The following is a 22,165-nucleotide window of genomic DNA, read 5'->3' as shown; positions in this document are numbered from 1 at the left end:
CCGTTTTCAACAATGTATTGTAACGCCGACTCTTGTCTTCTGAAAACTAATTTACGAAACGATATAAAAAAACAAACCTTCATGTGAAGGTTCGTCACATAGTCGGATTATTTTTTTCTTTATACTCAAGCGGTGCAACGCCATAATATTTTTTGAAGATTTTAGAGAAATAGGGGTAATCGTTGAAGCCGCATTGCTCCGCAATATGATTGATTTTGGGAGCGTCCTCTCGCAGCAGTATTTCTTTAGCTTTCTCCAGTCTGAATTCGCTAATGTATTGCGTTATGGGTTTCTTCATGACTTCCCGGAATATTTTGCTCAAATAAGCCGGACTTAATCCTCCGTTCTCCGCCAGCCCCGACAAATTCAGGGAGGCATCTCCGTAACGCATGCTGATTTCCGCAATCGCCTCGTCGACGATTCGTTTATTGCGGGGCGCGCGGCTGCCCGCCACAAGCCTGATCTCCTCTCTCAAGATCAGCTTCCAGCTTTGAAGCAGTTCTTCGGGCGAAGAGGCCGCCGGGGAAACCGGAATGGATACCGATCCCGGCGGGCGCTTATGAGCAAGCATCAGCTCCGAACGAAAGAGGAGGCCGAAGTGGCCCATTATCCGTTTCATTTCCAGCAGCGTATGACCGCGCCCGTTCAAATGCGCTCCCCATCTGTCGATGGCAGCGTCCGACTCCTCCGTTCGTTCGGCAAGCACGTTCTTCACGAGAGAAGCTACGGTCTCTTTCATGAGCCGAATGCTCTCCTCATCCATTCTGGATGTCCATTTTGCCGGATCGTTAAGCAGTACTCTCGAAATGACCTCTTGCAGCTTGTCCCCCGTAATCGGCTTCAGCAGGTAATCGGACACTTGATGCCGCAGCGCTTGCTGCACGTATTGAAATTCGGCATATCCGCTAAGCACGATAATGGCAAGCTCGGGATAGATCTCTCGGGCTTTGGCGATCAGTTGAAGGCCGTTCATGACGGGCATCTGGATGTCCGTGATGAGCAGATCGAATCGCCCCGTCTTGAGACGGTTCAACGCTTCCTCGCCGTTCTTCGCCTCTTCGATGCCCGATATGTGACCGCCCGGCTGCTCCAGCAACTTGACGATCCCCCGACGGATCACGATTTCATCGTCAACGACCAACACTTTCATCCGCGTTTTCCCTCCTTCGGCAATACGATCCGGACGGTCACTCCCCCGGTTATCGATTCATGCAGCTCCAGTCCGTAACCTTCCCCGTAACGAAGCCTGATCCTCCCGTGCACATTCAGCAGGCCGATGCCTCTCTTGGGCCCGTCATTCCGTTCTTCTTCGGGGACATCGGATTCGCCGTTACGGAACCTCTCGTTCCACAAGGTTATGGCGGACTCCTCCATGCCTTGTCCGTTATCCTCGATGCATACGGCGTAAGTATCTTCGTCGACCTCTTCCGCGTACAGTTTCAAATAATAATCCCGTTCCCCCACGAACGCGTAATGGAAGGCGTTCTCCACGATGGGCTGGAGCGTAAGCTTCACGATTGGGTACCGGTCGAACGGCTCCAGCCCATCCATATCGATCTCGATATGAGGGTAACGCTCTTGTTGGATTTCCAGATACGTGCTTACATGCTCGATCTCGGTCCCGAGCTCTACTTCCACCCTGGGATTGTCGATCGTATACCGATAGAAGTCGGCCATCGCCTTGCTCATCCTGCTGACGGGCGGCGCATCGTGCAGGATAGCCTGGCAGTTGATCACTTCCAGCGTATTATACAGAAAATGCGGATTAATCTGATTTTGCATCGCAAGCAGCATGGCATCCTTTTGCTTCATCTCGGCATTGATTTTCTCCATCTCGACAACGTAGACCCGGTCGATCATCTCCGACAGGTTGGCGAGCATCTTATTGAAATTCCGGCCTAGCAGCCCGATCTCATCCGTATATTTGCTTGAGAATCTGACATCAAGATCGCCGATTTCCACCTTTTTCATCAATTGCAGCAGCTTCTTGATCGGCTGGACCAGCATCAGGGATAACAAAAACGAAATCATTAGCGTAATGAGCAGAATGGCGATGATGACATACGGATTGACGACCTGGATCTGCCGGACTTTATCGGTAATCGCCTCTTTGTTGATATAAGCCTGCACTTGAAAGCCGCTGTAGCTCAAACGGGATTCCGTTCTCAAATAATGCGCCTCGTTCGAACCGCTGCCGTCCGGAAACGACGAATAAACGATATATCCTCGAGCATCCTTCAACTCGATCAGCAGATCCGAAGCTGCGAGCAAGCGGAAGGCGTCGCTGAAAATACGACCGTTCAGGCGGACGGCCAAGAGCGCGTCCCGCCCCTCCGCATCGTATTTGCCTATCGTCAAATAGATCGACGAATAAGACCTGTCTTGGTAAAAGAGATGGTCGCGGGTTGGCTTCGACCACATATCGGCTTCCTTCGCGAGAAAGCTTTGATACCAAGAGTGGCTTTTATAATCAATGCCGGGAACCCTGTCGAGGCCCTGATCGTGAATCAGCGTCTCGCGGCCGCCGTTGCCGTTATCCTTGATCAGCAGAAACACGGATTCGACTTCGCTGGAATATTGCCCCCGAAACGCCTCCAGCTTGCTGACCGGCCGTCCGCCGGAATCGCCGATCAGTTCGGAGCCATTGTCGGAGTAATAATACAAATATTGCACGTTCTGTACGACGCGCTGCAACTGGTTGTCCAGATTGAAGCCCGCCTGGTTGATGGAGCGCTGAACGCGGTCGAGCTCGTTCTCCGTAATGATTCGCTCGTAATACTGCTGGTAGATGAACACCAAGCTGAATACGCCGATAAACGATACGACGGATATGGATATGAATATTTTCGTAAAAAAGCGCCGGTTCATCAACCGTCTCACTAACAAATAAACGACATTCCGCATTTTCGCTCCTCCTAACGAAGCTGCCCGACACGATGCCGGAGCGATAATGCAGTATTATACCACGAACTCCGCTTCCATGTTGCCAAGCTGCTTGGAATACCCGAAGTACAAAAAAGGCCCCCGCTGTCATCTGCGATGACCCGGGATGCCCTCTCACTCCTTTAGGTTGCCGCCATATCTTTGTACATGTCCCGAATCCACATTTTTTTTTGCAAACAGGCTGCCAAGCGACAGCTTGGCGCACCATAACGCAAACGATACGAAGATCAGGCCCCAGACAATAGCCGGAACGGCGGTTGTTCCGCTTAAGCTGGCCGCATCGCCTGCGGCAGCCGGGTCGACGACGGCCAAATACAAAATGACAAGCGAGGAAACGACGGATTCAACGAGGCACAGAAATGCGATGAGCAAATAATAACCTTTCATGAGCCATGCCTGCCCAGCCAAAGCAATCAAGAGCGTTACAGCCGCAAAACCGGCGCTCCATGCCACGCCGTATCCGTTCCGCACGAACAAGGCAAGCGCCGCGGTGGCCAGCACAGCCACGATAATAAGACCTGCTTTGACCCGTCCTTTCGCGTACAAGGAGAAAAGCAGAACGGTAAACAAGGAAGCACCGATATATCCTGCCAGTGCGATCGGAATCATCATCCAGCCTTCTTGAAATCTCGTATAGGTCACTCCGCTTTGGTCCGCGAAGAGATGGATATGCATGACGCTGCCTTGAAGCACGAGCGCCGCCGCGGCATGCGCAAGCTCATGAACCAGCGTATTCACGTTCCGAAAGAAGGATGAGAACGGGATGAACCGGGTCAGCACCAATACGACAACAAAAATAAATCCTGCTCGCAACCACGAGAACAATTCATCACCCCCAGAAGTCGTTATTATCCATAATAACACTTTTGTTGCTGCGGTACCTTATATGAAACGGATGGCTCCTGATCCTATTATTTTATAATCAGCGAGCATATGCAAAGTTGGATAACCGGGAGCATAAATAAGCGGATAGTCAATTGGACTAACCGCTTCTTTTAGGGACCGTTATTTGAGCAATGGACATGCATTGTTTGCTCTTTAAAGCTCTCTCTGTCTAGCCGCCTCGAACAACAATACGGTTGTTGCCATCGCTACGTTCAGCGATTCCGCGCGGCCCCGCATCGGAATAATGACGGATTCGTCCATGAGCTCGCGGACTGCGGCCGACAGCCCGTTCGACTCGTTGCCCATCAGCAGCCAGGTCGGCTGTTTCCAGTCGTAACCATAACAGCTGTGATCCGCTTGTAGACTCGTTCCGACGCGTTTAATGCCCCGATCGCCCGCGAGCGGCAGCAGCTCTGTGAGATCTCCCTCCACGATCGGGAGATGAAACAACGAACCCATCGTGGAGCGCACGACTTTGGGGTTAAAGAGATCGACGCTGCCTTTGCCCAGCAGCACGGCATCCGCGCCTACCGCGTCCGCGCTCCGGATAATCGTGCCGACATTGCCGGGATCGCGCAAGCCGTCCAGCACGACAACAAGGCCTTTACCGCGAAATAGCGCTTCCGCGTCAGTGTTTGGCTTTACCAAAACGGCGAATACCGGAGGTGGACTGTCCGTGTCGGAGCACTTGGCCATGACGGCGCGCGAGGCCCGAATCCATTCGGCATCCATCCCCCGCTCCGACTCCTCGATGTCCGCGAGCTCCTCAGGCAATCCGCGTTCGTCGTCGTAGACGACGGTTCGCACTCCGGCGCCGGACTGGAACGCTTCCTTGATCAGGTGGACGCCTTCGATCAGGAAAAGTCCCGATTTATCGCGGTTTTTTTTATCCAGCAACGCTGCCCAGCCTTTGACCCGGTCGTTTAGCGCGGAACTGATCAGCATATGCCGATTATGATTACGATTATGATGAGTCATTAGCTTTCCCTGCCTATTCCTTCATATAATGGGTTGCCCGTATGGCACCGTCGATTCATCTCATCCAGTATACCACAACCTTATCCTGGCTTGGATGAAGGCCAAGCGGCAAGGGAATAGTAAGTCGTGCACCGGAAGCAACATGAATCCAGGCGGGAGGTATTGTCAATGAATCCGATAATCGACTTGCGGCAAGCCATTGTCAATCGTGTGCAAGATAATTCCAAGGAGCAGCTGGCAGAGGTGATTGAAGGATCGGTCGACCATGACGAGAAGGCGCTGCCCGGTCTCGGCGTACTATTCGAGATGGTCTGGAAGCAGTCCAGCGAGAACGAGCAATCTCATCTGGTCAATGCCATATACCAGCATCTGCATGGCGACACGGGCAATGCAGCTGCGAATCCTTCGCCCTCTTAAGCATTAATATCGGACGGAGGAACGATATACTCTAACTCCGCCCACAATCGTATTGGTAACCCATGGCATTCCTTCATACCGGCCAACGATGATGAGATCGGCCGATTTGTCACGCTCGATGGACCCTATCCGACTGTCTGCCGACATCGCTTGCGCCGGATGCAGGGAAGCCATACGAACAGCGGCGGGCAGATCGGCCGTCCCTTCGTCTGCCAGCTTGAAGATCGCCGTTAGCAACGAAGAAGGATGGTAGTCCGAGCAAATAATATCGGCCGCCCCTAGACGGATCGCTTCCGATGCACTTAGGTTACCGTCGTGCGAGACACCGCGGACGATGTTCGGCGCGCCAACGCATACGCGCATTCCTCGAGTCACCGCATACTGCGCGGTCTCCAACGTGATGGGAAATTCGCTCACATTCGCGCCAAGCGCATGCGATCGATTTACCTGCTCAAGCGTATCGTCGTCATGCGACGCGACGCCTATGCTTCGTGATCGCGCCAGTTCGCCGAGCTTCTTTAGACGGTCGGTATCCACGCTTTTGCGACGCTCCGCCAGCTCCTCTACGATCGTCTGCACCTCATCCATCGTGACACCCTGATTTTTCATCACATAGCGTTCGAAGGAGCCTGGCTTTCGATATTGTCCGCTCCCGGGGGAGTGATCCATAAACGATAAATAATGGATGGCGCCTTCCTCCACATAACGTTCCGCAATGGGCAATCCGGCGTGATGCGAGATCTCGAACCGCAGGTGTATCAAATTTCGGATCATGGACCGACGCTCGTTGTACCGTCCGATCAGATCCACCATGCCAGTTAAATAATGGTCGCCCCGCAAGCTTAGTCCTACCCCGAGCGACAACGAATGATACATCGTCGTTATCCCATGCAACGGCAGCTTCCGCTCGAACTCCATAAGCGCCATTTCCAGCGGGAACAGAGTATTGGGGCGCGGCTGGACCTCCTTCTCGATGGCGTCGCAATGGATGTCGATGAGTCCCGGCAGCACGAAATTCCCTTCGGCATCAACGACTTCCGCTTCGGGGTACCGATCCAGGAACGAGGCCGCAGTCGGCGCAATGCCAGCTCCCCGATCCTCTTCCTCCAAAATGTCCGTAATCCGCCCATCGACAATTCCAACGGAGCCTTTAATGACACGGTCCGCGAGCACGAGCTGTCCATCGCGGATCAGCATCGGCGATGTTGGCCGATCCATTAGCGGCAGCGAAGTCATGTTCCTATTGTTCACGGTTGTTTTCCGACCCTTTCCTGTTAAATTTCGTAAAATCCAAGTTTGTACATGTAGCGTACCATAACCCGCGAACAAACAAAATAACCGCGGGAGCTTCCCGCGGCCATCTTCTTAACGCCTATTGTTCCTTCGGAATGAAATTATAAATCTCGCCGGATTCGAACGAGTCGATGAGCCTGTCCAGCCAACGATAATAGCTCAGCGCCTCCTCGATCTTGCCCTTGTCGTTCAGTAGAAGCTTCATAAAGGCTTCATCGTCCTCGTATTGCTCCATCATCGCCCCTATATCCTTCAGCGACCGCTGCATAACGTTCATGTTCTGCTCGACCGCCTTGCGCCACTTGATGGAGAAGAAGTCCGCGAAGTTCTGATGCCAGTCCGGCTCCACCTCGTACAGATCTTTCCTGGAGCCCTTGCCCCACACCTTATTGATCATCTTGAGATCGTGCAGCGTACGCATGCCGGTGCTCATCGACGTCTTGCTCATGCCCATCGTTTCGCCCATCTCGTCCAGCGTAGCGGGCTCCTGATTAAAATACATATTTCCATATAAATGGCCAATGGATAACGTGATGCCGTATAAATCCATGTTTTTACCGATCGATTCCACCACGCGTCTGCGCGTTCCGAGCAGCTTCGCGCGTTGTTCATCCGTAATGGCTGCTAATTCATTCATGTTATCCCTCCCAAGGAGCGGCAGCGCCTGTCAAAACCTCTACCGATATTGAAGCACACAACCTAATCCATGTAAAGGAGGTCTTTAAGGCGAAATTCGGAGTTATTCGGAGTATACGGTATATAAAGTACGTAAAGTTAAAACTGTACAAAGCATACGAAGGCTCAGCGTCTTTGACCATAACAACTTTATCCAGATACACTTGAGGAGTCGATTTTTTACCGGAAACCTTGGAAGGGGGCGTACAAACATGGCCATTATAGAAGCCAGGAAGCTGACGAAAATATTCGGCAATGATCCGAAGAAGGCCATTCCGCTGCTCGATAAAGGCTGGTCGAAGGACAAAATATTAGCGGAAACGAAGCTGACCGTCGGCGTCAATCAAGCGGAATTCTCTATTGAAGAAGGAGAAATCTTTGTGATCATGGGGCTCTCGGGAAGCGGCAAGTCGACGCTCGTGAGGCTCCTCAATAGACTGATCGAGCCAACGGCGGGACAACTGCTGTTCTCGGGACAGGATGTCATGAAGATGAACGCGGAGCAGCTCCGCGATTTCCGCCGCAAGAACATCGGGATGGTGTTCCAGAAGTTCGCGCTGTTCCCTCATAGAACCGTGCTGCGCAACGCAGAGTACGGGCTCGAGGTGCAGGGCATCGGAAAGAAGGAACGCAAGGATATGGCGATGCGCTCATTGGAACTTGTCGGCCTAAAGGGCTGGGAAGACAGCTATCCCGAACAGCTTAGCGGCGGCATGCAGCAACGTGTCGGACTGGCGCGCGGACTCGCCAACGATCCCGACATTCTTCTCATGGACGAAGCGTTCAGCGCGCTGGATCCACTCATCCGCAAGGATATGCAGGATGAGCTTCTGGAGCTCCAGAGCCAGATGAAAAAGACGATTATCTTCATTACGCATGATCTCGACGAAGCCTTGCGTATCGGCGATCGCATTGCATTAATGAAGGATGGCCGCATCGTGCAGATCGGCACGCCGGAGGATATTCTGATGCAGCCCGCCAACGAATACGTGGAGCGGTTCGTCGAAGATGTCGACCTGTCGAAGGTGCTCACCGCCTCCCACGTCATGGAGAAGGCCGAGACGATTACGCTCGACAAAGGTCCTCGCGTAGCGCTGCAATTTATGCGCGAACGCGGCGTCTCCAGCTTGTATGCCGTAGACAAGTCGATGAAGCTGCTCGGCATCGTTACGGCGGACGACGCGTCTCGCGCCGTCAAGGAGAATTTGAAGCTCGAGGATACTCTTATGCGTGAGGATATTCCGATCGTCTCGCCGGATGCCGTACTAAATGAATTGTTCGAATTGATGGGCAATATCAGGCTACCGGTCGCAGTAACGGACGACAATGGCCGCTTAAAGGGCGTCGTGATCAAGGGAGCCGTTCTCGCAGCGCTTGCGGGCAATACCAATGTCGTGACGGAGGGAGGAGATAACCATGAATCTGCCTAAAATTCCTCTTTCAGACTGGATCGAGACGCTCGAGGAATGGCTCGAAAACAATCTCAGTCCGCTGTTCGACTTCATTAAGATGATCATAGGAGGCACAGTCGAAGGGTTGAACAACGCGCTGGACTGGCTGCCACCACTTGCCGTCATTATTATCTTCGCAGCGCTTGCCTGGTATATCGGCAAGTGGAAGATGGGCGTATTCACCGCGATCGGCTTGCTCATTATCGACAATCTGCAGCTCTGGAGCCAGACGATGCAGACGTTGTCGCTCGTGCTGACCGCCGCGTTCATCTCCATCCTTATCGGCATACCGATCGGCATTCTGATCGCCCGCTACAATGGGCTGCAACGAGTGATCACTCCGGTGCTGGACTTTATGCAGACAATGCCTGCATTCGTGTATTTGCTGCCCGCAGTTACGTTCTTTAGCCTCGGCGTTGTGCCAGGCGTTATATCGTCGATTATCTTCGCGATTCCGCCTACGATTCGCCTAACCAATCTCGGAATCCGGCAGGTGCCGGCAGAGCTGGTCGAAGCAGCCGATGCGTTCGGTTCGACTCCGGGACAGAAGCTGATCAAGCTTCAGCTGCCCATCGCATTGCCTACAATAATGGCAGGCGTAAATCAGACCATTATGTTATCCCTGTCCATGGTCGTTATCGCATCCATGGTCGGTGCGCAAGGCGTCGGCGCTACGGTCTACCGGGCTGTAACGCAGGTCAAGACGGGAATTGGCTTCGAGGCCGGGCTTGCTATCGTTATTTTGGCCATTATACTGGATCGTTTAACCCAACAGGTGATCAAACGTTCCAAGGCTTAAAATATTTTATTATAGTGCTAGTTCAAAAAGTTCGGTTCTCAGTACCGAGAAGATTGGATGAAGCTAGAACCTGAGGAGCGGAGCGTAGTGGAAGCTACGTGAGCACCGGAAGGTTCGGCTGAATTCAATATTCGACGTCGAGTATGCTTCTTGGATTACTTCGTAATGGGAAGCGGACTTTTTGAACAACATCTAACAGAAAAGGGAGTGTTGGTTCAATGAAGAAGAAATGGAATGTATTCGCGGCGGTCGCCATGTCGGTCGCGCTGCTGGCAGGCTGCGGAGCGAACAACGGAGACAACGGCGGAGGGTCCGGAGACGGCGCTTCGAATGCCAAAAAAGAAATCAAGCTTGCTTACGTCGCTTGGGATTCCGAAATCGCGAGTACGCATGTCGTGAAGGAAGTGCTGGAAACCAAGCTTGGCTACAAAGTAGATATGCTTCAAGTCGACGCGGGACCTATGTGGGCCGGTATTGCGGACGGCAGCGCGGACGCTATGGTAGCCGCATGGCTGCCGACCACGCATGAATCGTATCTCGCCGACAACGAAGGCAAGCTGGAGGATCTGGGTCCAAACCTGGAAGGTACGAAGCTCGGCCTTGTCGTTCCGGCTTACATGGACGTTAACAGCATCGAGGAGCTCGCAACGGACGCAGCTGTCGGCGATGGCGTCAAATACACCATTACCGGAATCGAGCCGGGCGCCGGCCTTATGATGAAGACCGAAGACGTGCTGGAGCAGTATGGCCTGAAGGACAAGTGGACGCTGCTGGAGAGCTCCTCCGCTGCCATGACGCAGGCGCTGGAGAGCGCGTACAAAAAAGAAGAGCCTATTATCGTGACGGGCTGGACGCCTCACTGGAAGTTCGCCAAAATGGACTTAAAATATCTTGAAGATACGAAGGGTGTCTACGGCCAGGACGAGCAAATTCATACGGTCGTTCGTAACGGCCTAAAGGACGCTCAGCCCGAAGCTTATGCGTTCCTCGACAAGTTCAACTGGTCGCCGGACGATATGGCCGCTGTCATGATCGACATCGTCGAAGGCGCATCCCCAGAGGATGCGGCGAAAGCTTGGGTCGAGGCTAACGGCGATAAAGTCGACGCTTGGTTGGCGGAGTAACAGGAGCAGTACAATCTAAGAATAGCTAAAAGGCGTTGCGGGACTGCCCTGCAACGCCTTTTTCCATTCAAAGGAAACGATGTTTGACCTCGGATGCCTCATCTACCAAATACCCGCAGGAGAACTATGTGATGACTATGTTCTTGTCAAATCACTGTCACTTCCGCTCCTGCCGCATGCCTAGAAGCCGTTATGCTGAAGCAGATCGAATCGATTGCCGTACAGGTCCTCGAAGACGACCTCGACACCCCAAGGCACCTCGTTCGGCTCGCCGAGGAATTTCACGCCTGCCGCCTTCATGACATCGTAATCCCGACGGCAATCATCCGTCTGAATGACCAGGTTCACATGATTCGCAACCTGGCTGCCGACTCTGGCCCGCTTCTCTTCGCTGTCCGCGAGCACCAGCACGATGGCGGTCTGACATTCCCTGGAGGGAGCCAGACTGACCCATCTCATGCCGCCTCCGAACTCGTTGTCCGCCAACAGCTCGAAGCCGGCCTTGTCCCTGTAGAATGCGATAGCCTTATCGTAATCCTCCACCAGAATGGTAACATGTCCGATTGTTCGTTTCAATTTTGCTTCCTCCCTTTGCCCGATCTCTACTCCATCTTACTTTGCGTTCCATCACCATTATTGTATAAATCCGACAACAAGTTTTTTTCGCTCAAATATTTTGACGGCGTCGTCCCCACTAGCTTTGCGAACGCCCGATTGAAATGCGCCTGATCGTAATAACCGGCGAGCATGGCGTGGTTAACCAGCTTGTCCGGATAACGGTTCATCAATCGGAGAGCGTTTTGCATGCGCTGGATATCGGAGAATGATTTGGGACTTAGCCCGGTATATTGTTTGAAATGCCGCTCCAAAGTTCTTTCGCTGAGGTTGACTCGATCTCTAACTTCTCCAAGTTGAAGCGTGCCGCCGGACTTCCTGATCCATTCTGCTGCATGTAGGATATCAAGGCGCAGCTCGTCCGACCGCTTTGCCCATTCAAGCAAAAGCTCCTCAAGTATATGCAGTTTCCCGTCGCTGTCCCTGGTCTCCGACAACCGTTCCTCCAGCTCGCTGATGCGGCCGCCCAGCAGATCCTCCATATTCCATATGGCGCCAGGCACTCCGTCCATAGAATCGCGCACGAAGGGGAAGAGCCCCCAAGGGTGGAATACGATTCCCAACAGATCCACTTTGCCGCTTCGCTCGATTGTGACATAGTCGTTATGCTTGGCGTTGACATGGCTAACCTTGGGAGACCATCGCCTCCCTTTGCCGTCGATATAAGTATGGGCAGAGCCCATATTAATAACCATATGATAAAGTCCGTCGGGAATCATCTTCGGATTCATTTCTACAACTCCGGCGCCGTCCTGCACGATATGCCAGATTTGCGAAACGTATCGTCTCAGCAGCGGATGACGGGGCAGACGGGACCGAAAGGACATGCTGCCAGCGGATAGCTTAGGATTTGCCATGGTCGTTCACCTCTCGCCTCCAATTATCTCATACGAGCATTCAAAGTGACAGCCGGGCGAGCAGTTCGCCTCTAAGCCGATTTTCTCGGCTTGCAGCTCGTGCAGGGGTGCAGTTTAGACCTACGGCTATTAAACTCCTATGGTGGTCCATTCCCCCGGCGAACGCTGAACAAGATCACCCTGACGAGTGATTGGAAATTAATATATTCTAGTACACCTCTCCTACCAACATATGACAGACGGTAGAGGCGCTATTTTGTCGATTTTCGGATTTTTAAAAAAGACCTTATTCGCTCCTGTTAAAACCACCCTGCGAGCAGGGAGCAAACGGACTATTATAGCGGAAATATCCGCTTTATTGGGCTACGGCGGGGGCGATCGGACTTTTATAGCGGAAATATCCGCTTTATTGGGCTACGGTGAGGGCGATCAGACTTTTTATAGCGGAAAAATCCGCTTTATTGGGCTGCGCCGGGGGCGATCGGACTTTTATAGCGGAAAAATCCGCTTTATTGGGCTTTGCCGGGGGCAGAACAGGCGAGTAACGTGGACGAATGAAGTTTTTTGCTTGCTTCATTGGCTACCTCGAGCCAGCCATGCGGCAAACGAAGCATAGTTTTTTGCTTCATTGGCTACCTTTTCCCAAATAAAAAAGGCCAATCCAAATCGGATTGACCTTTCCATTTCAGCTCGCTACGAGCTCGGCATCGCCCGTGCCGCCTAGTCCAGCGTAAACGGCTGCAAGCCCAGCGGCAGCGGCTGCGGACGCTCGCAGCTGCTCTTCATGATGTAATGCGCGCCTTGCTCCGAAGCGTCGTGGAAGCCGTGCATCGCTTCCAGCACATGATACGCGAGCTCGCCGTTAGCCCGATGTTTACGGCCCGTCTGGATCGCCTTTGCCATGTCGGCCGCGCCGACGCCGCGCGCGTTCTCCGAGTAGCCGTGCGTAAGCGGAATCGTCGCCCATTCCCGAGTTCCGGAACGGCATACGAGAATTTCGCCGCCAAAATTATTGGGATCCGGCACGACCATCGTGCCGCCGCTGCCATACACTTCGATACGCGGAAGCGTGGAACCGCCCTTCGCATCGAAGCTCGTCAGGATGGTGCCGATCGCGCCGGAAGCGAAGTCCATAACGCCGGCAATATGCGTCGGAACTTCGACCTGCACCTTTTGCCCGAATTTCGGCTGGCTTGTAATGGTTCGCTCAGGATAAGAGATACGGGCGGAGCCCGTCACTCGGGTCATTGGCCCCAGCATCGCTACCAGCGCGGTGAGATAGTACGGTCCCATGTCGAACATCGGGCCGCCGCCTTTCTGGTAATAGAACTCCGGCGAAGGATGCCAGTTTTCGTGGCCGCCGCCCACCATAAACGCGGTTGCGCCGATCGGCGTGCCTACCCAGCCGTCTTCGATAAGCTTGATGCAAGTTTGAATTCCCCCGCCAAGGAACGTATCCGGCGCGCTGCCAACATACAGTCCTTTGCGCGCGGCAAGCTCCAGCACCTCTTGCGCTTCTTCGCGCGTAACGGCGAACGGTTTCTCGACGTACGTATGTTTGCCTGCCTCCAGCGCCCGCAGATTAACCGCCGCATGCGCCTGGGGAATCGTCAGATTGATGATCATATCGATATCCGGGTCGGCCAGCATCTCATCCACGGAATAACCCCGCACGCCGTATTGCTCGCCCTTCGCCTTCGCCCGATCCACGTCGAGGTCCGCGCACGCAACCACCTGCAACGCGTCAAATTTGCTGCCGTTCTCGAAGTAAATGCCGCTGATGTTGCCGGTTCCGATAATGCCCGCTTTAATTTTGTCCATGTGCTCCCATCCTTCTATGCGCCCTAATAATAGATATCGATCAACACGGATCTGCAAACCCTCGTCTGCATCCGTTTCTCACCGAGCTTAGTTCCCGTTTCGTGCCGCAGCGCTTCCTACAGCTGGTTATCCTGCATGCCCGTGTAAGCAGCCCCATTGCCTGCTCCGGCTTGTTCAGCCGCAGTCTTGCCGTCCGCGCACCACAGGAAACCGCGCCGCATAAGCTCCTTCACGACTGGAATATCCATAATGTTCGCTTGGTGTCCGAGCGAGTTGTAATAAACGCGACCCAGTCCCCAACGTTTGGTCCAAATGACGGGCATATCAACCGCTTTGTTATATGCGTGCGGCCCCGGAGTGACCGGGAATCTCGTTGTTGCCAGCACCTCTACCGCCGGATCGACATGCAGGTAATATTGCTCCGAGCTCACCTCGAAGTCGTCAATTCCATCTACCAGAGGGCTGGTGGAATTGCTGATGTTAACCGTGTAGTTCACGCCGTCGTTGCCGGGGTGGGCCACCCATTGTCCGCCCGTCATAAACTGCCAGTCGACATTCTCCCGAAATGCGTCGCACATGCCGCCATGGCTGCCCGCCAGTCCGACGCCGCTCTGCACGGCCGCCGATACGTTGTCGACGAGCTTCTGGTCGATCCGCCCCATCGTCCACAAAGGAATGATGAGATCCAGCGCCTTCAGCTTCTCGGCGTCCGCGAACGCCTCCAGCGTGTCCGACACCTCCACCTCGAAGCCTTCCGCCTCCAACTGTCCCCGAAAGATCGCCGCGACCTCCTCCGGTTGATGTCCCAGCCATCCGCCCCATACGATTAATGCTTTTCTCATTCGTCCTCCGCCTCTCCGTTATGTTAGGGCGTGTCTGAAAACCCGCTCAGGGGCATCTTTCACCGCCTCTCCGCCCCCTGCTTCGTCACTTTTGCTTGACGTACCCTTAGGTAACGCCTTCACAAAAGTTCCTTGCATGGAACGAAAATTCGGCAAAATCTGCTACCCTCGGAGTATTCAGACACACCCTAGTCGTCTATCTACAACTCGCTGATCGATACCCATCTGCGCTCCGCGATCGAGCGATCCACCGCTTCCAGCACCTCTTGGCACTTCACCCCGTCCACGAAATTCGGCACCGGCTGGCGGTCTTCGCCAATGGCGGTCATCAGCTCCAGCACTTCATGCGTGAACGTATGCTCATAGCCGATCGTATGACCCGCCGGCCACCAGGCATCCATATACGCATGCGCGCCGTCCGTAGCCAGAACGCGTCTAAAGCCCTGCACATCCTCCGAGTCGTCCGTAAAGTACACTTGCAGCTCGTTCATACGTTCGAAGTCGAATTTGATGCTGCCCTTGCTGCCATTAATTTCAAAAGCGTTCGTACACCGATGCCCCGCTGCGAACCGCGTCGCCTCGATGCTGCCCATCGCTCCGTTCTCGAACCGCGCCAGAAACACCGTCGCGTCGTCAACAGTCACGTCGCCAAGCTCCTCGCCGGCTCCGCCCTTCGCGCTTAAGCCCGTCATCGCTGACGCGATCGGCCGCTGCTTGACGAACGTATCGTTCATGCCGATCACTTCATCAAACTCCCCTACGAGGAATCGTGCCATATCGATGACATGAGCGCCAAGATCGCCATGCGATCCCGAGCCCGCGATTTCCTTCTGCAGCCGCCAAACGAGCGGGAAAGAAGGATCGATGATCCAGTCCTGCAGGAACACGCCGCGGAAGTGGTAGATTTTGCCCAGACGTCCTTCGCTGATCAGCTTCTTGGCCAGTTGAACCGCTGGAGCGAAACGGTAGTTGAAACCAACCATGTGCTTCACGCCGGCCTTCTCCGCGGCAGCCAGCATTTCTCGCGAATCTTCAAGCGTCAGAGCCAGCGGCTTCTCGCAAAAAATATGTTTGCCCGCCTCGGCGGCCGCAAGCGCAATGTCTTTGTGCGCGTCGCTTGGCGCGTTAATGTCGATCAGGTCGATATCGTCGCGGCGCACCAGCTCCTTCCAATCCGTCACGGCATTTTCCCAGCCGAATTGCGCGCGCGCCGTCTCCAGGCCGACCGGATCGCGTCCGCATATCGCTTTCATCTCCGGCTGCACGGAGCCTGGGAAAAACATGGGAAGCGCCCGATAGGCGTTGCTGTGCGCCTTGCCCATAAATTTGTAGCCGACCATGCCTACTCTCACTTTTGCCATTAGTTACAACCGCCTCTCTTTAATGGATGGAATTGTGCGGAATCCCGCTTGTGTTATGTCGTCTCTCTTGCGATGAGCTGCACCTGCAGCATGGATTCTCTTGCCGCTACGTCATCTACGTCTGCCACGGCAGCCTGCCGTCCCGAATCGAGCAACTTCTCCGCCGCCAGCTTGCCCATCTCGTAAAAGGGAACCGCTACGGTCGACAGCATTGGACGAATGATCCGCGAGCCGTCAGAGTCGTCGTAGCCGATCAGCGCATAATGCTTGGGCGCTTCCAGTCCTTGCTCCCGCAAACCATGCATTAATCCGATGGCCATCCGGTCATTGGCCGCGAATACCGCATCGACTAATCCGTCCCTAATCGCTTCGCCGACAGCGGTCGCAACGGCAAATCCGCTCTTGCGGCTGTAATTGCCCTCAAGCAGAAGGCTGTTATCATACAAAAGCCCCCTGCCCGCCAAAGCTTCCTTATAACCTTTTAGCCGGTCAAGGCTGTTGGAATACTGAGCCGGTCCGTTCAGGAAGGCTATACGGCTCCTCCCTTGCTGGAGAAGATGCTCCACCGCCAGCTTGCTTCCATGAACATGATCCGCGTCGACGTACGGGAATGGATAACCCTCGAAGCGCTGGTTGACAAGAAAGAAGGGATGTCCGGCGTCCGCCAGCTCCGCCAGCGCCTCGCGCTCCTCCGCTACGTCCTGCGAACCCAGCATAATACAGGCGTCCACCTTTTGCTTGCGGAACAAGGCGGCATAATCGCGCGGCTCGCCCGGCTCCTGAAACATCAGGAGCAAGTCGTAGCCGAACCGTTTGGCCCCTTCGCCGATCCCGCTTAAAATTTCCGAGAAGTAATAAGTCGAGAACAGATGCACCTTCGGTACCGACGGCAGAATAACCCCGATATTGCCGCTTTTTCGTCTTGCGAACTGCTGCGCCAATGCGCTGGGCACATAACCTACCTCTGCTGCCGCCCGCAGCACGCGTTGCTTGGTCTCCTCTTTGATCGGACCTACATTATTAAGAACTCTGGAGACCGTTGCCTCCGACACGCCTGCCAGCCTCGCTACTTCTTTCCTGCTAATGGAAGCAGCCTCCTCACCTTTTATGTACACGCGTACATTATGGCATGAAACCGTTTTACCGTCAATCTTTTCATTTCACAAGGCGAAACGGCTACGCCGTACTTTGGCGGCGGGGCGCGTTTCGTTCCGAGAAATATAGAGAAAGTGCGGCGAAATCATATACTTTCCTATATTTTAAGAAGAAACGCCTGACGGCTTCCTCTCTACAGACGCCATCGTTTCGGCGAAACGTATAGAGAAAGTATGAGCAAACTCATATACTTTCCTATACGTCAAGGCGAAACGGCTGTCTCCGTCCTTTGGCGGTGCCGCGCGTAACATTGCCGAGAACGGTTTACGTCGATCTCCGATATTCTCCCGGCGACATCCGCATTCGGCTTCGGAACATTTTCGAGAAGTGGTGGATATCCGAGAATCCGCAATAGTCGGCTATCGTTTCTTGCGACAACGGAGTCTCGCGCAGCAGCTCGCAGGCATGGCTCACACGCATATCCAGCAAGTAGCGATGCGGCGTCATGCCGTATTGCGCCTTAAACAATTCGTTGAACCGGGATATCGACAGATTGGCCCGCTTCGCCATGTCGGCCACGCTCACCGATTCGCCAAGGCGGAAGGACAAATAAGACGTGACCCAATCCAGCGCGGTCGTAGCCGCTTTGGAGGGAGGGGCGCCAGGCGCGTACTGCTCCACGATCATCGAGACGATATCCAGCATGCCCGCCTGAGCCTTTAACTGCATAATCGGGTCGTTATGCTGCCATTGTTCGACGACCTTGAGAAATATATCTCTGAATTTGCCTTCGTGTTTCGGCACCAGCTTGACCGGAATATCGGTTGCCATCAATTCATCCAGTCTCGGTTGCAGCAGATGCGCATAAGCGGACAACTGGGTTTGCCCGGCTTTTGTAGCGAAGCTCTCTTCCCGTCTCGGGTGGTAGAAAATATCGAAATGCGCGAATGGAGTTACCGTATTCGTTAACCCCGCCAGCTTGTTGTAGCTGTTCGGCTGAATGAGGCAGAACTCCCCTCTCCCCATCCGGTAGTTTTTATCATCTACATAGAAGCGGCATTCGCCTTCCTGCACGTAAATAAGCAAATAGTCCAGCAGTCTCCGCTCCGGCATGACCCACGGCTTTCGAACTGCATAGTCGCACTGGCGGACAAACGGGACGATCGGCATTTCGTTCATCGTTTCGTATAATCGCTGCATCGTAAATCGCCTCCGTACATAACGTATCTGTTGTTTCCACTATACCATGACCGCTCATAATTTTCGTTGTTTTTGACAAACTTTCAATTGACTTTGACAAAGCCGTCTCGTCACTTCCGCCTTATGATAGAACTATCTTATTTCATACTTCAGAGTCAAAGGATGTGTAGAACATGACAGAACAAGCAAAAACGTATTATGACATGCAAAACGAATACCCTCTCAACAAAGAGCAGACGGACAAATATCAAGAAGACGGTCATATCTTTTTGACAAACGTCGCAACACCAGAGGAAATCGCGTATTACGAGGAACAAATTACATCCATCGTCATGGAGCTGAACTACCACGATAAACCCGTCTCCGAGCGAGACACATACGGCAAAGCTTTCATCCAGGTCGGAAATCTATGGCAGAAGAGCGAAGAGGTTAAGCGGTTTGTCCTGGCGAAGCGTTTCGCGAAAATCGCCGCCGATCTGATGGGCGTGGAAGGCGTGCGCATTTATCACGATCAAGCGTTGTTCAAGGAGCCGGGCGGCGGGCATACCCCGTGGCATCAGGATCAAATCTATTGGCCGCTCGACACAGACAAAACGATTACGATGTGGATGCCCTTAGTCCCGATCCCGCAAGAGGTGGGCACGATGTCATTTGCATCCGGGACGCATAAGCTGGGTTACGTCAACAAGCAGTTCATTTCCGACGAATCGCATAAGACGCTCGGACAATTCATTGAAGGCAAAGGCATACCGCAGGTGAATTACGGAGCCATGTCGCCTGGCGACGCTACCTTCCACTCCGGCTGGACGATGCATTCCGCCCCGGGCAACCCGACGGAGCATATGCGCAAGGTTATGACCGTCATCTATATCGCGGACGGGCTGACGGTAGCGGAACCCGACAGCAAGGCGCGCGAATCGGACATGAAAAGCTGGTTCCCGGGCTGCAAGCCAGGCGATCCGGCAGCAAGCCCGCTGAACCCGCTCGTCTACAGCCGGAAGTAATCGCTTTGCCTGCTGTCAGTCCGGGCACACAAAACCCCGCCAACACAAAAGCTGCCTTGGCGCCATCGCAAACGGATGGCGTCAAAGCAGCTTTTTCCCCGTCTCCTTGCGGACAGGCTTACTTCATAATCGTCGTGATCCAATCACGAATTTGTTTGATGCCGTTACCGGGATCAAACGCCTTCATCGTTTCCTTGTAACGCTCCCTGTTCCCGTACAGGTCCATCGTCCGCTCCAGCAGCGAATCCGGCGTCAGCTGCTCTTCCGGCAGCACTTCGGCATAACCCAGCTTGCGGAACGATTCGGCGTTCAGTATCTGGTCGCCGCGGCTTTGACCCTTAGTCAGCGGAATAAGGAGCATGGGCTTGCGGAGAGCCAAAAATTCGAATATAGAGTTCGAGCCCGCACGCGAAATGACCATGTCCGCGGATGCCAGCAGATGCGGCAGCTCGTCGTTTACATATTCGAATTGCCTGTAGTTGTTCGATTCCAGCTTGGTCTCTACGCCGCCTTTGCCGCATAGGTGGACAATCTGGAATCGGCTCGTCAGCGGCGACAGCTGCTTGCGTATGGCTTCGTTAATGCGCCGCGCCCCGAGACTGCCGCCCATAATGAGCAGCACCGGTTTATCCCGGCGGAAGCCGCACAGCTCGCGTCCCCGTTCCGCTTTCCCCTGCAGCAGTTCATCGCGAATGACGGGACCTATGTACCGGCTTTTGCCCGGCGTGGTCGACTTCGTCGTCTCCGGGAACGTCGTGCAGATGCCCGAAGCAAACGGCAGCGCGATTCGATTCGCCAGACCCGGCGTCATGTCGGATTCATGGATAAGCACGGGCACTCGGTTCAGCCAAGCTCCGATGACGACAGGCACGGACACGAAGCCGCCCTTGGAGAAGACGACGTTCGGTTTCTCCTTGTGAATGATTCGGTAGGCCTGCAGCAGTCCGCCCACCACCTTAAATGGATCCTTCACGTTATTCCAGTCCAGGTAGCGGCGCAGCTTCCCTGTCGAGATAGGCCAATACCTCACATCGGGCAGCTCCTCGATCAGCTTGCGTTCGATGCCGCTGACGGAACCGATATAATGAATCGACCAGTTCTCCTGACGAAAGTATGGAATCAGCGCGAGATTCGCGGTCACATGACCAGCCGAGCCTCCGCCCGTGAACATAATTTTTTTCATCCCCGTTAACCTCCAATCACATTCCTTTCATTATACTTTCGTCAGGGAAAAATAGCACGGGCAATCGCATTCTCCCCTCAACTTCCCATCGACTGCAAAAAAAACGGTTGAATGACAAAAAAACACTTGAAAGTGACGTTGCGTCATCTTTTACAATAGAATCATACCTAAATTGCGGGAAGAAGGTGACGAAGTCGATCTCCATTCATGAAATGTCCAAACAAACCGGCATTACGGTTCGTACGTTAAGATATTACGACCATATAGGCTTGCTCAAGCCCGCGGATAAGACGCAAGGAAATCACCGATTATACGGCGATTCGGAATTGATGAGACTGCAGCAAATCCAGTTTCTCAAAAAACTGGGCTTTGGCTTGCGGGAAATCGCGGACATGCTTGCCAGAGAAGAATGGAACTGGTCCGGCTCGCTAAAGCAGCAGCTCCATTACGTCATAAACGAGCAAAAAAAATTAAAGCAAACGGAATCGGATCTGCGAGGGCTTCTTAATAGCCTCGCGGTTGAAGGAGCAACCAATCGAGACGTCATCCATCGGCTTATCCGGTCATCCGGCAGCGATTCGGCGATCAAACATGATTACCGCGCACGAATGTTCGAGGAACGCGAACTCCCCCTGCTGGAACGGCTTCCTAATTTGAACAGCGACGATCCCGATTCTCTGGAGTGGATCGCTTTACTGGGTCAGCTCAACAAATACGGGGATTCGGCCCCCGACTCTCCCGCTATTCAGCGTATTATAGCTCGCATGCACGAGAAGTATCTGGAGGAATTCGGCGGCGAGGAGGCTTTTGCGGAGAAGCTGTGGGACATTCGGAAGTCCTCGGAACAATCGGAGCAGATGGGGCTGTATCCCATCCACGATCGGCTTATCTCGTTAATCGAAAACGCGTACGCCATCTTTTTATCTCGCAACAATTAGGGATCGGAGGTAGTTCGTTGACCACAGAATTAATTTTATCCGTTGGCGCCTTGTCCCTATTGGACATGCTTAGCCCCGCCATCATCGGAGTCACCATCTATTTGCTGCTCTCCCCCGGAGGGAAGGTGTTCACTCGTCTACTCGCCTATATTGCAACCGTCGCCGTTCTGTATTTTGCCGTCGGAGCTTTATTGATGATGGGACTCGGCACCGTCATGGAATCGGCAGCGGATCTTTTCCAAAGCCGGGCTGTCGGCATAGCTTTGACGATTATCGGCGCGGCCCTGTTTATCGGCAGCTTCTTTATCAACACCAAAAAAAAACATTCGCCCCCTAGACCTAAATCCAAAAACGTCGCTTCCATGGTTGCGCTCGGAGTAACTACTTTTGCGATAGAGGTCGCGACAGCTCTCCCCTATTTTGCCGCGATCGGGCTTATGGGCATAGCCGAGCTGACGCCGGTGGAGTGGGTTCCGCTGTTAGCCTCGTACAATGTGATCATGGTTTTGCCCGCGATCATATTATATTTGCTTCATCTAATTCTGGGACGTCTAATGCGCCATCCGCTTGAGAAACTTGGCACAAAGCTTGCTAACAGCGCCGGATCGACGTTGTCCTGGGTAATGAGCATCGCGGGGATCATCCTGGTTCTTAATAACATAGACAAATTTTAAACTCTTGGAA

Annotated in this window: 22 protein-coding genes; 8 read left to right on the top strand and 14 right to left on the bottom strand. The window is 53.7% G+C overall.

What is annotated here, in order from left to right:
* Window positions 1-94: 94 nt before the first annotated feature.
* The 4 genes from B1748_RS22120 to B1748_RS22105 all read right to left on the bottom strand — a co-directional run bounded on the left by B1748_RS22120 (window position 95) and on the right by B1748_RS22105 (window position 4,806).
* Window positions 95-1,150 (bottom strand): response regulator transcription factor, encoded by a 1,056-nt coding sequence (locus tag B1748_RS22120; protein WP_087570121.1) that lies wholly within the window; start codon window positions 1,148-1,150, stop codon window positions 95-97.
* Window positions 1,147-2,904 (bottom strand): sensor histidine kinase, encoded by a 1,758-nt coding sequence (locus tag B1748_RS22115; RefSeq protein ID WP_087570120.1) that lies wholly within the window; start codon window positions 2,902-2,904, stop codon window positions 1,147-1,149. The genes B1748_RS22120 and B1748_RS22115 overlap by 4 nt, the downstream gene beginning before the upstream one ends.
* A gap of 153 nt (window positions 2,905-3,057) precedes the next feature.
* Window positions 3,058-3,768, bottom strand: coding sequence for a M50 family metallopeptidase (locus B1748_RS22110; protein WP_179215739.1), 711 nt, complete (start codon window positions 3,766-3,768; stop codon window positions 3,058-3,060).
* Window positions 3,769-3,981: 213 nt separating this feature from the next.
* On the bottom strand, window positions 3,982-4,806 hold the full coding sequence (locus B1748_RS22105) for a TrmH family RNA methyltransferase (protein WP_256975861.1): 825 nt from the start codon (window positions 4,804-4,806) through the stop codon (window positions 3,982-3,984).
* Window positions 4,807-4,974: 168 nt separating this feature from the next.
* Between B1748_RS22105 and sspI the strand changes: the two genes are divergently transcribed.
* Window positions 4,975-5,223: a small acid-soluble spore protein SspI gene (sspI, locus tag B1748_RS22100; protein ID WP_087570118.1), complete on the top strand. Its 249-nt coding sequence runs from the start codon at window positions 4,975-4,977 to the stop codon at window positions 5,221-5,223.
* 3 nt (window positions 5,224-5,226) lie between these two features.
* Here the strand turns inward: sspI and B1748_RS22095 are convergent, their stop codons facing one another.
* Window positions 5,227-6,474 carry an alpha-D-ribose 1-methylphosphonate 5-triphosphate diphosphatase gene (locus tag B1748_RS22095; protein WP_256975860.1) on the bottom strand — a complete coding sequence of 416 codons (1,248 nt, stop codon included), beginning with the start codon at window positions 6,472-6,474 and terminating at the stop codon, window positions 5,227-5,229.
* A 121-nt stretch (window positions 6,475-6,595) separates the two neighbouring features.
* On the bottom strand, window positions 6,596-7,153 hold the full coding sequence (locus tag B1748_RS22090) for a GbsR/MarR family transcriptional regulator (RefSeq protein WP_087570117.1): 558 nt from the start codon (window positions 7,151-7,153) through the stop codon (window positions 6,596-6,598).
* A 250-nt stretch (window positions 7,154-7,403) separates the two neighbouring features.
* On the opposite strand from B1748_RS22090, the gene B1748_RS22085 reads away from it, so the two are divergent.
* The 3 genes from B1748_RS22085 to B1748_RS22075 all read left to right on the top strand — a co-directional run bounded on the left by B1748_RS22085 (window position 7,404) and on the right by B1748_RS22075 (window position 10,565).
* Window positions 7,404-8,621 carry a quaternary amine ABC transporter ATP-binding protein gene (locus B1748_RS22085; protein ID WP_087570116.1) on the top strand — a complete coding sequence of 406 codons (1,218 nt, stop codon included), beginning with the start codon at window positions 7,404-7,406 and terminating at the stop codon, window positions 8,619-8,621.
* Complete coding sequence (locus B1748_RS22080; RefSeq protein WP_087570115.1) at window positions 8,608-9,441, top strand: ABC transporter permease; 834 nt, start codon at window positions 8,608-8,610, stop codon at window positions 9,439-9,441. The genes B1748_RS22085 and B1748_RS22080 overlap by 14 nt, the downstream gene beginning before the upstream one ends.
* A 218-nt stretch (window positions 9,442-9,659) precedes the next feature.
* A complete protein-coding gene (locus tag B1748_RS22075) occupies window positions 9,660-10,565 on the top strand; it encodes a glycine betaine ABC transporter substrate-binding protein (protein ID WP_087570114.1) in 906 nt (301 codons plus the stop codon).
* Window positions 10,566-10,745: 180 nt separating this feature from the next.
* On the opposite strand, the gene B1748_RS22070 is transcribed toward B1748_RS22075, so the two are convergent.
* Window positions 10,746-11,141 carry a VOC family protein gene (locus B1748_RS22070; RefSeq protein WP_256975859.1) on the bottom strand — a complete coding sequence of 132 codons (396 nt, stop codon included), beginning with the start codon at window positions 11,139-11,141 and terminating at the stop codon, window positions 10,746-10,748.
* Between the two features lie 26 nt (window positions 11,142-11,167).
* Window positions 11,168-12,037, bottom strand: a complete 870-nt coding sequence (locus B1748_RS22065; protein ID WP_087570112.1) for an AraC family transcriptional regulator — start codon at window positions 12,035-12,037, stop codon at window positions 11,168-11,170.
* Window positions 12,038-12,293: 256 nt separating this feature from the next.
* Between B1748_RS22065 and B1748_RS22060 the strand changes: the two genes are divergently transcribed.
* Complete coding sequence (locus B1748_RS22060) at window positions 12,294-12,653, top strand: hypothetical protein (protein WP_087570111.1); 360 nt, start codon at window positions 12,294-12,296, stop codon at window positions 12,651-12,653.
* A 104-nt stretch (window positions 12,654-12,757) separates the two neighbouring features.
* Here the strand turns inward: B1748_RS22060 and B1748_RS22055 are convergent, their stop codons facing one another.
* The 5 genes from B1748_RS22055 to B1748_RS22035 form a co-directional block, all read right to left on the bottom strand.
* Window positions 12,758-13,858 (bottom strand): Gfo/Idh/MocA family protein, encoded by a 1,101-nt coding sequence (locus tag B1748_RS22055; protein ID WP_087570110.1) that lies wholly within the window; start codon window positions 13,856-13,858, stop codon window positions 12,758-12,760.
* Window positions 13,859-13,974: 116 nt separating this feature from the next.
* Window positions 13,975-14,700 carry a ThuA domain-containing protein gene (locus B1748_RS22050; RefSeq protein WP_087570109.1) on the bottom strand — a complete coding sequence of 242 codons (726 nt, stop codon included), beginning with the start codon at window positions 14,698-14,700 and terminating at the stop codon, window positions 13,975-13,977.
* Between the two features lie 200 nt (window positions 14,701-14,900).
* On the bottom strand, window positions 14,901-16,061 hold the full coding sequence (locus B1748_RS22045) for a Gfo/Idh/MocA family protein (protein ID WP_087570108.1): 1,161 nt from the start codon (window positions 16,059-16,061) through the stop codon (window positions 14,901-14,903).
* A 53-nt stretch (window positions 16,062-16,114) separates the two neighbouring features.
* A complete protein-coding gene (locus tag B1748_RS22040) occupies window positions 16,115-17,146 on the bottom strand; it encodes a LacI family DNA-binding transcriptional regulator (RefSeq protein ID WP_087570135.1) in 1,032 nt (343 codons plus the stop codon).
* A 334-nt stretch (window positions 17,147-17,480) separates the two neighbouring features.
* A complete protein-coding gene (locus tag B1748_RS22035) occupies window positions 17,481-18,356 on the bottom strand; it encodes an AraC family transcriptional regulator (protein ID WP_256975857.1) in 876 nt (291 codons plus the stop codon).
* Between the two features lie 173 nt (window positions 18,357-18,529).
* On the opposite strand from B1748_RS22035, the gene B1748_RS22030 reads away from it, so the two are divergent.
* Complete coding sequence (locus tag B1748_RS22030; RefSeq protein WP_087570107.1) at window positions 18,530-19,360, top strand: phytanoyl-CoA dioxygenase family protein; 831 nt, start codon at window positions 18,530-18,532, stop codon at window positions 19,358-19,360.
* 118 nt (window positions 19,361-19,478) lie between these two features.
* Here B1748_RS22030 and B1748_RS22025 read toward each other — a convergent pair whose 3' ends face one another.
* Complete coding sequence (locus tag B1748_RS22025) at window positions 19,479-20,543, bottom strand: undecaprenyldiphospho-muramoylpentapeptide beta-N-acetylglucosaminyltransferase (protein ID WP_087570106.1); 1,065 nt, start codon at window positions 20,541-20,543, stop codon at window positions 19,479-19,481.
* Window positions 20,544-20,755: 212 nt separating this feature from the next.
* Between B1748_RS22025 and B1748_RS22020 the strand changes: the two genes are divergently transcribed.
* Window positions 20,756-21,481 (top strand): MerR family transcriptional regulator, encoded by a 726-nt coding sequence (locus B1748_RS22020; protein ID WP_087570105.1) that lies wholly within the window; start codon window positions 20,756-20,758, stop codon window positions 21,479-21,481.
* A 17-nt stretch (window positions 21,482-21,498) separates the two neighbouring features.
* Window positions 21,499-22,155: a GAP family protein gene (locus B1748_RS22015; RefSeq protein WP_087570104.1), complete on the top strand. Its 657-nt coding sequence runs from the start codon at window positions 21,499-21,501 to the stop codon at window positions 22,153-22,155.
* The last annotated feature ends 10 nt before the right edge of the window (window positions 22,156-22,165 follow it).

Source organism: Paenibacillus sp. MY03, from assembly GCF_002165585.1.
Lineage (GTDB): Bacteria > Bacillota > Bacilli > Paenibacillales > Paenibacillaceae > Pristimantibacillus > Pristimantibacillus agaridevorans.
This window is presented reverse-complemented; position numbering and strand designations above follow the sequence as displayed.

Coding starts and splice junctions, on each gene's coding strand:
- B1748_RS22120 (WP_087570121.1), bottom strand. CDS start 1,150: ATGAAAGTGTTGGTCGTTGACGATGAAATCGTGATCCGTCGGGGGATC.
- B1748_RS22115 (WP_087570120.1), bottom strand. CDS start 2,904: ATGCGGAATGTCGTTTATTTGTTAGTGAGACGGTTGATGAACCGGCGC.
- B1748_RS22105 (WP_256975861.1), bottom strand. CDS start 4,806: ATGACTCATCATAATCGTAATCATAATCGGCATATGCTGATCAGTTCC.
- sspI (WP_087570118.1), top strand. CDS start 4,975: ATGAATCCGATAATCGACTTGCGGCAAGCCATTGTCAATCGTGTGCAA.
- B1748_RS22090 (WP_087570117.1), bottom strand. CDS start 7,153: ATGAATGAATTAGCAGCCATTACGGATGAACAACGCGCGAAGCTGCTC.
- B1748_RS22085 (WP_087570116.1), top strand. CDS start 7,404: ATGGCCATTATAGAAGCCAGGAAGCTGACGAAAATATTCGGCAATGAT.
- B1748_RS22080 (WP_087570115.1), top strand. CDS start 8,608: ATGAATCTGCCTAAAATTCCTCTTTCAGACTGGATCGAGACGCTCGAG.
- B1748_RS22075 (WP_087570114.1), top strand. CDS start 9,660: ATGAAGAAGAAATGGAATGTATTCGCGGCGGTCGCCATGTCGGTCGCG.
- B1748_RS22065 (WP_087570112.1), bottom strand. CDS start 12,037: ATGGCAAATCCTAAGCTATCCGCTGGCAGCATGTCCTTTCGGTCCCGT.
- B1748_RS22055 (WP_087570110.1), bottom strand. CDS start 13,858: ATGGACAAAATTAAAGCGGGCATTATCGGAACCGGCAACATCAGCGGC.
- B1748_RS22050 (WP_087570109.1), bottom strand. CDS start 14,700: ATGAGAAAAGCATTAATCGTATGGGGCGGATGGCTGGGACATCAACCG.
- B1748_RS22045 (WP_087570108.1), bottom strand. CDS start 16,061: ATGGCAAAAGTGAGAGTAGGCATGGTCGGCTACAAATTTATGGGCAAG.
- B1748_RS22035 (WP_256975857.1), bottom strand. CDS start 18,356: ATGCAGCGATTATACGAAACGATGAACGAAATGCCGATCGTCCCGTTT.
- B1748_RS22030 (WP_087570107.1), top strand. CDS start 18,530: ATGACAGAACAAGCAAAAACGTATTATGACATGCAAAACGAATACCCT.
- B1748_RS22025 (WP_087570106.1), bottom strand. CDS start 20,543: ATGAAAAAAATTATGTTCACGGGCGGAGGCTCGGCTGGTCATGTGACC.
- B1748_RS22020 (WP_087570105.1), top strand. CDS start 20,756: ATGTCCAAACAAACCGGCATTACGGTTCGTACGTTAAGATATTACGAC.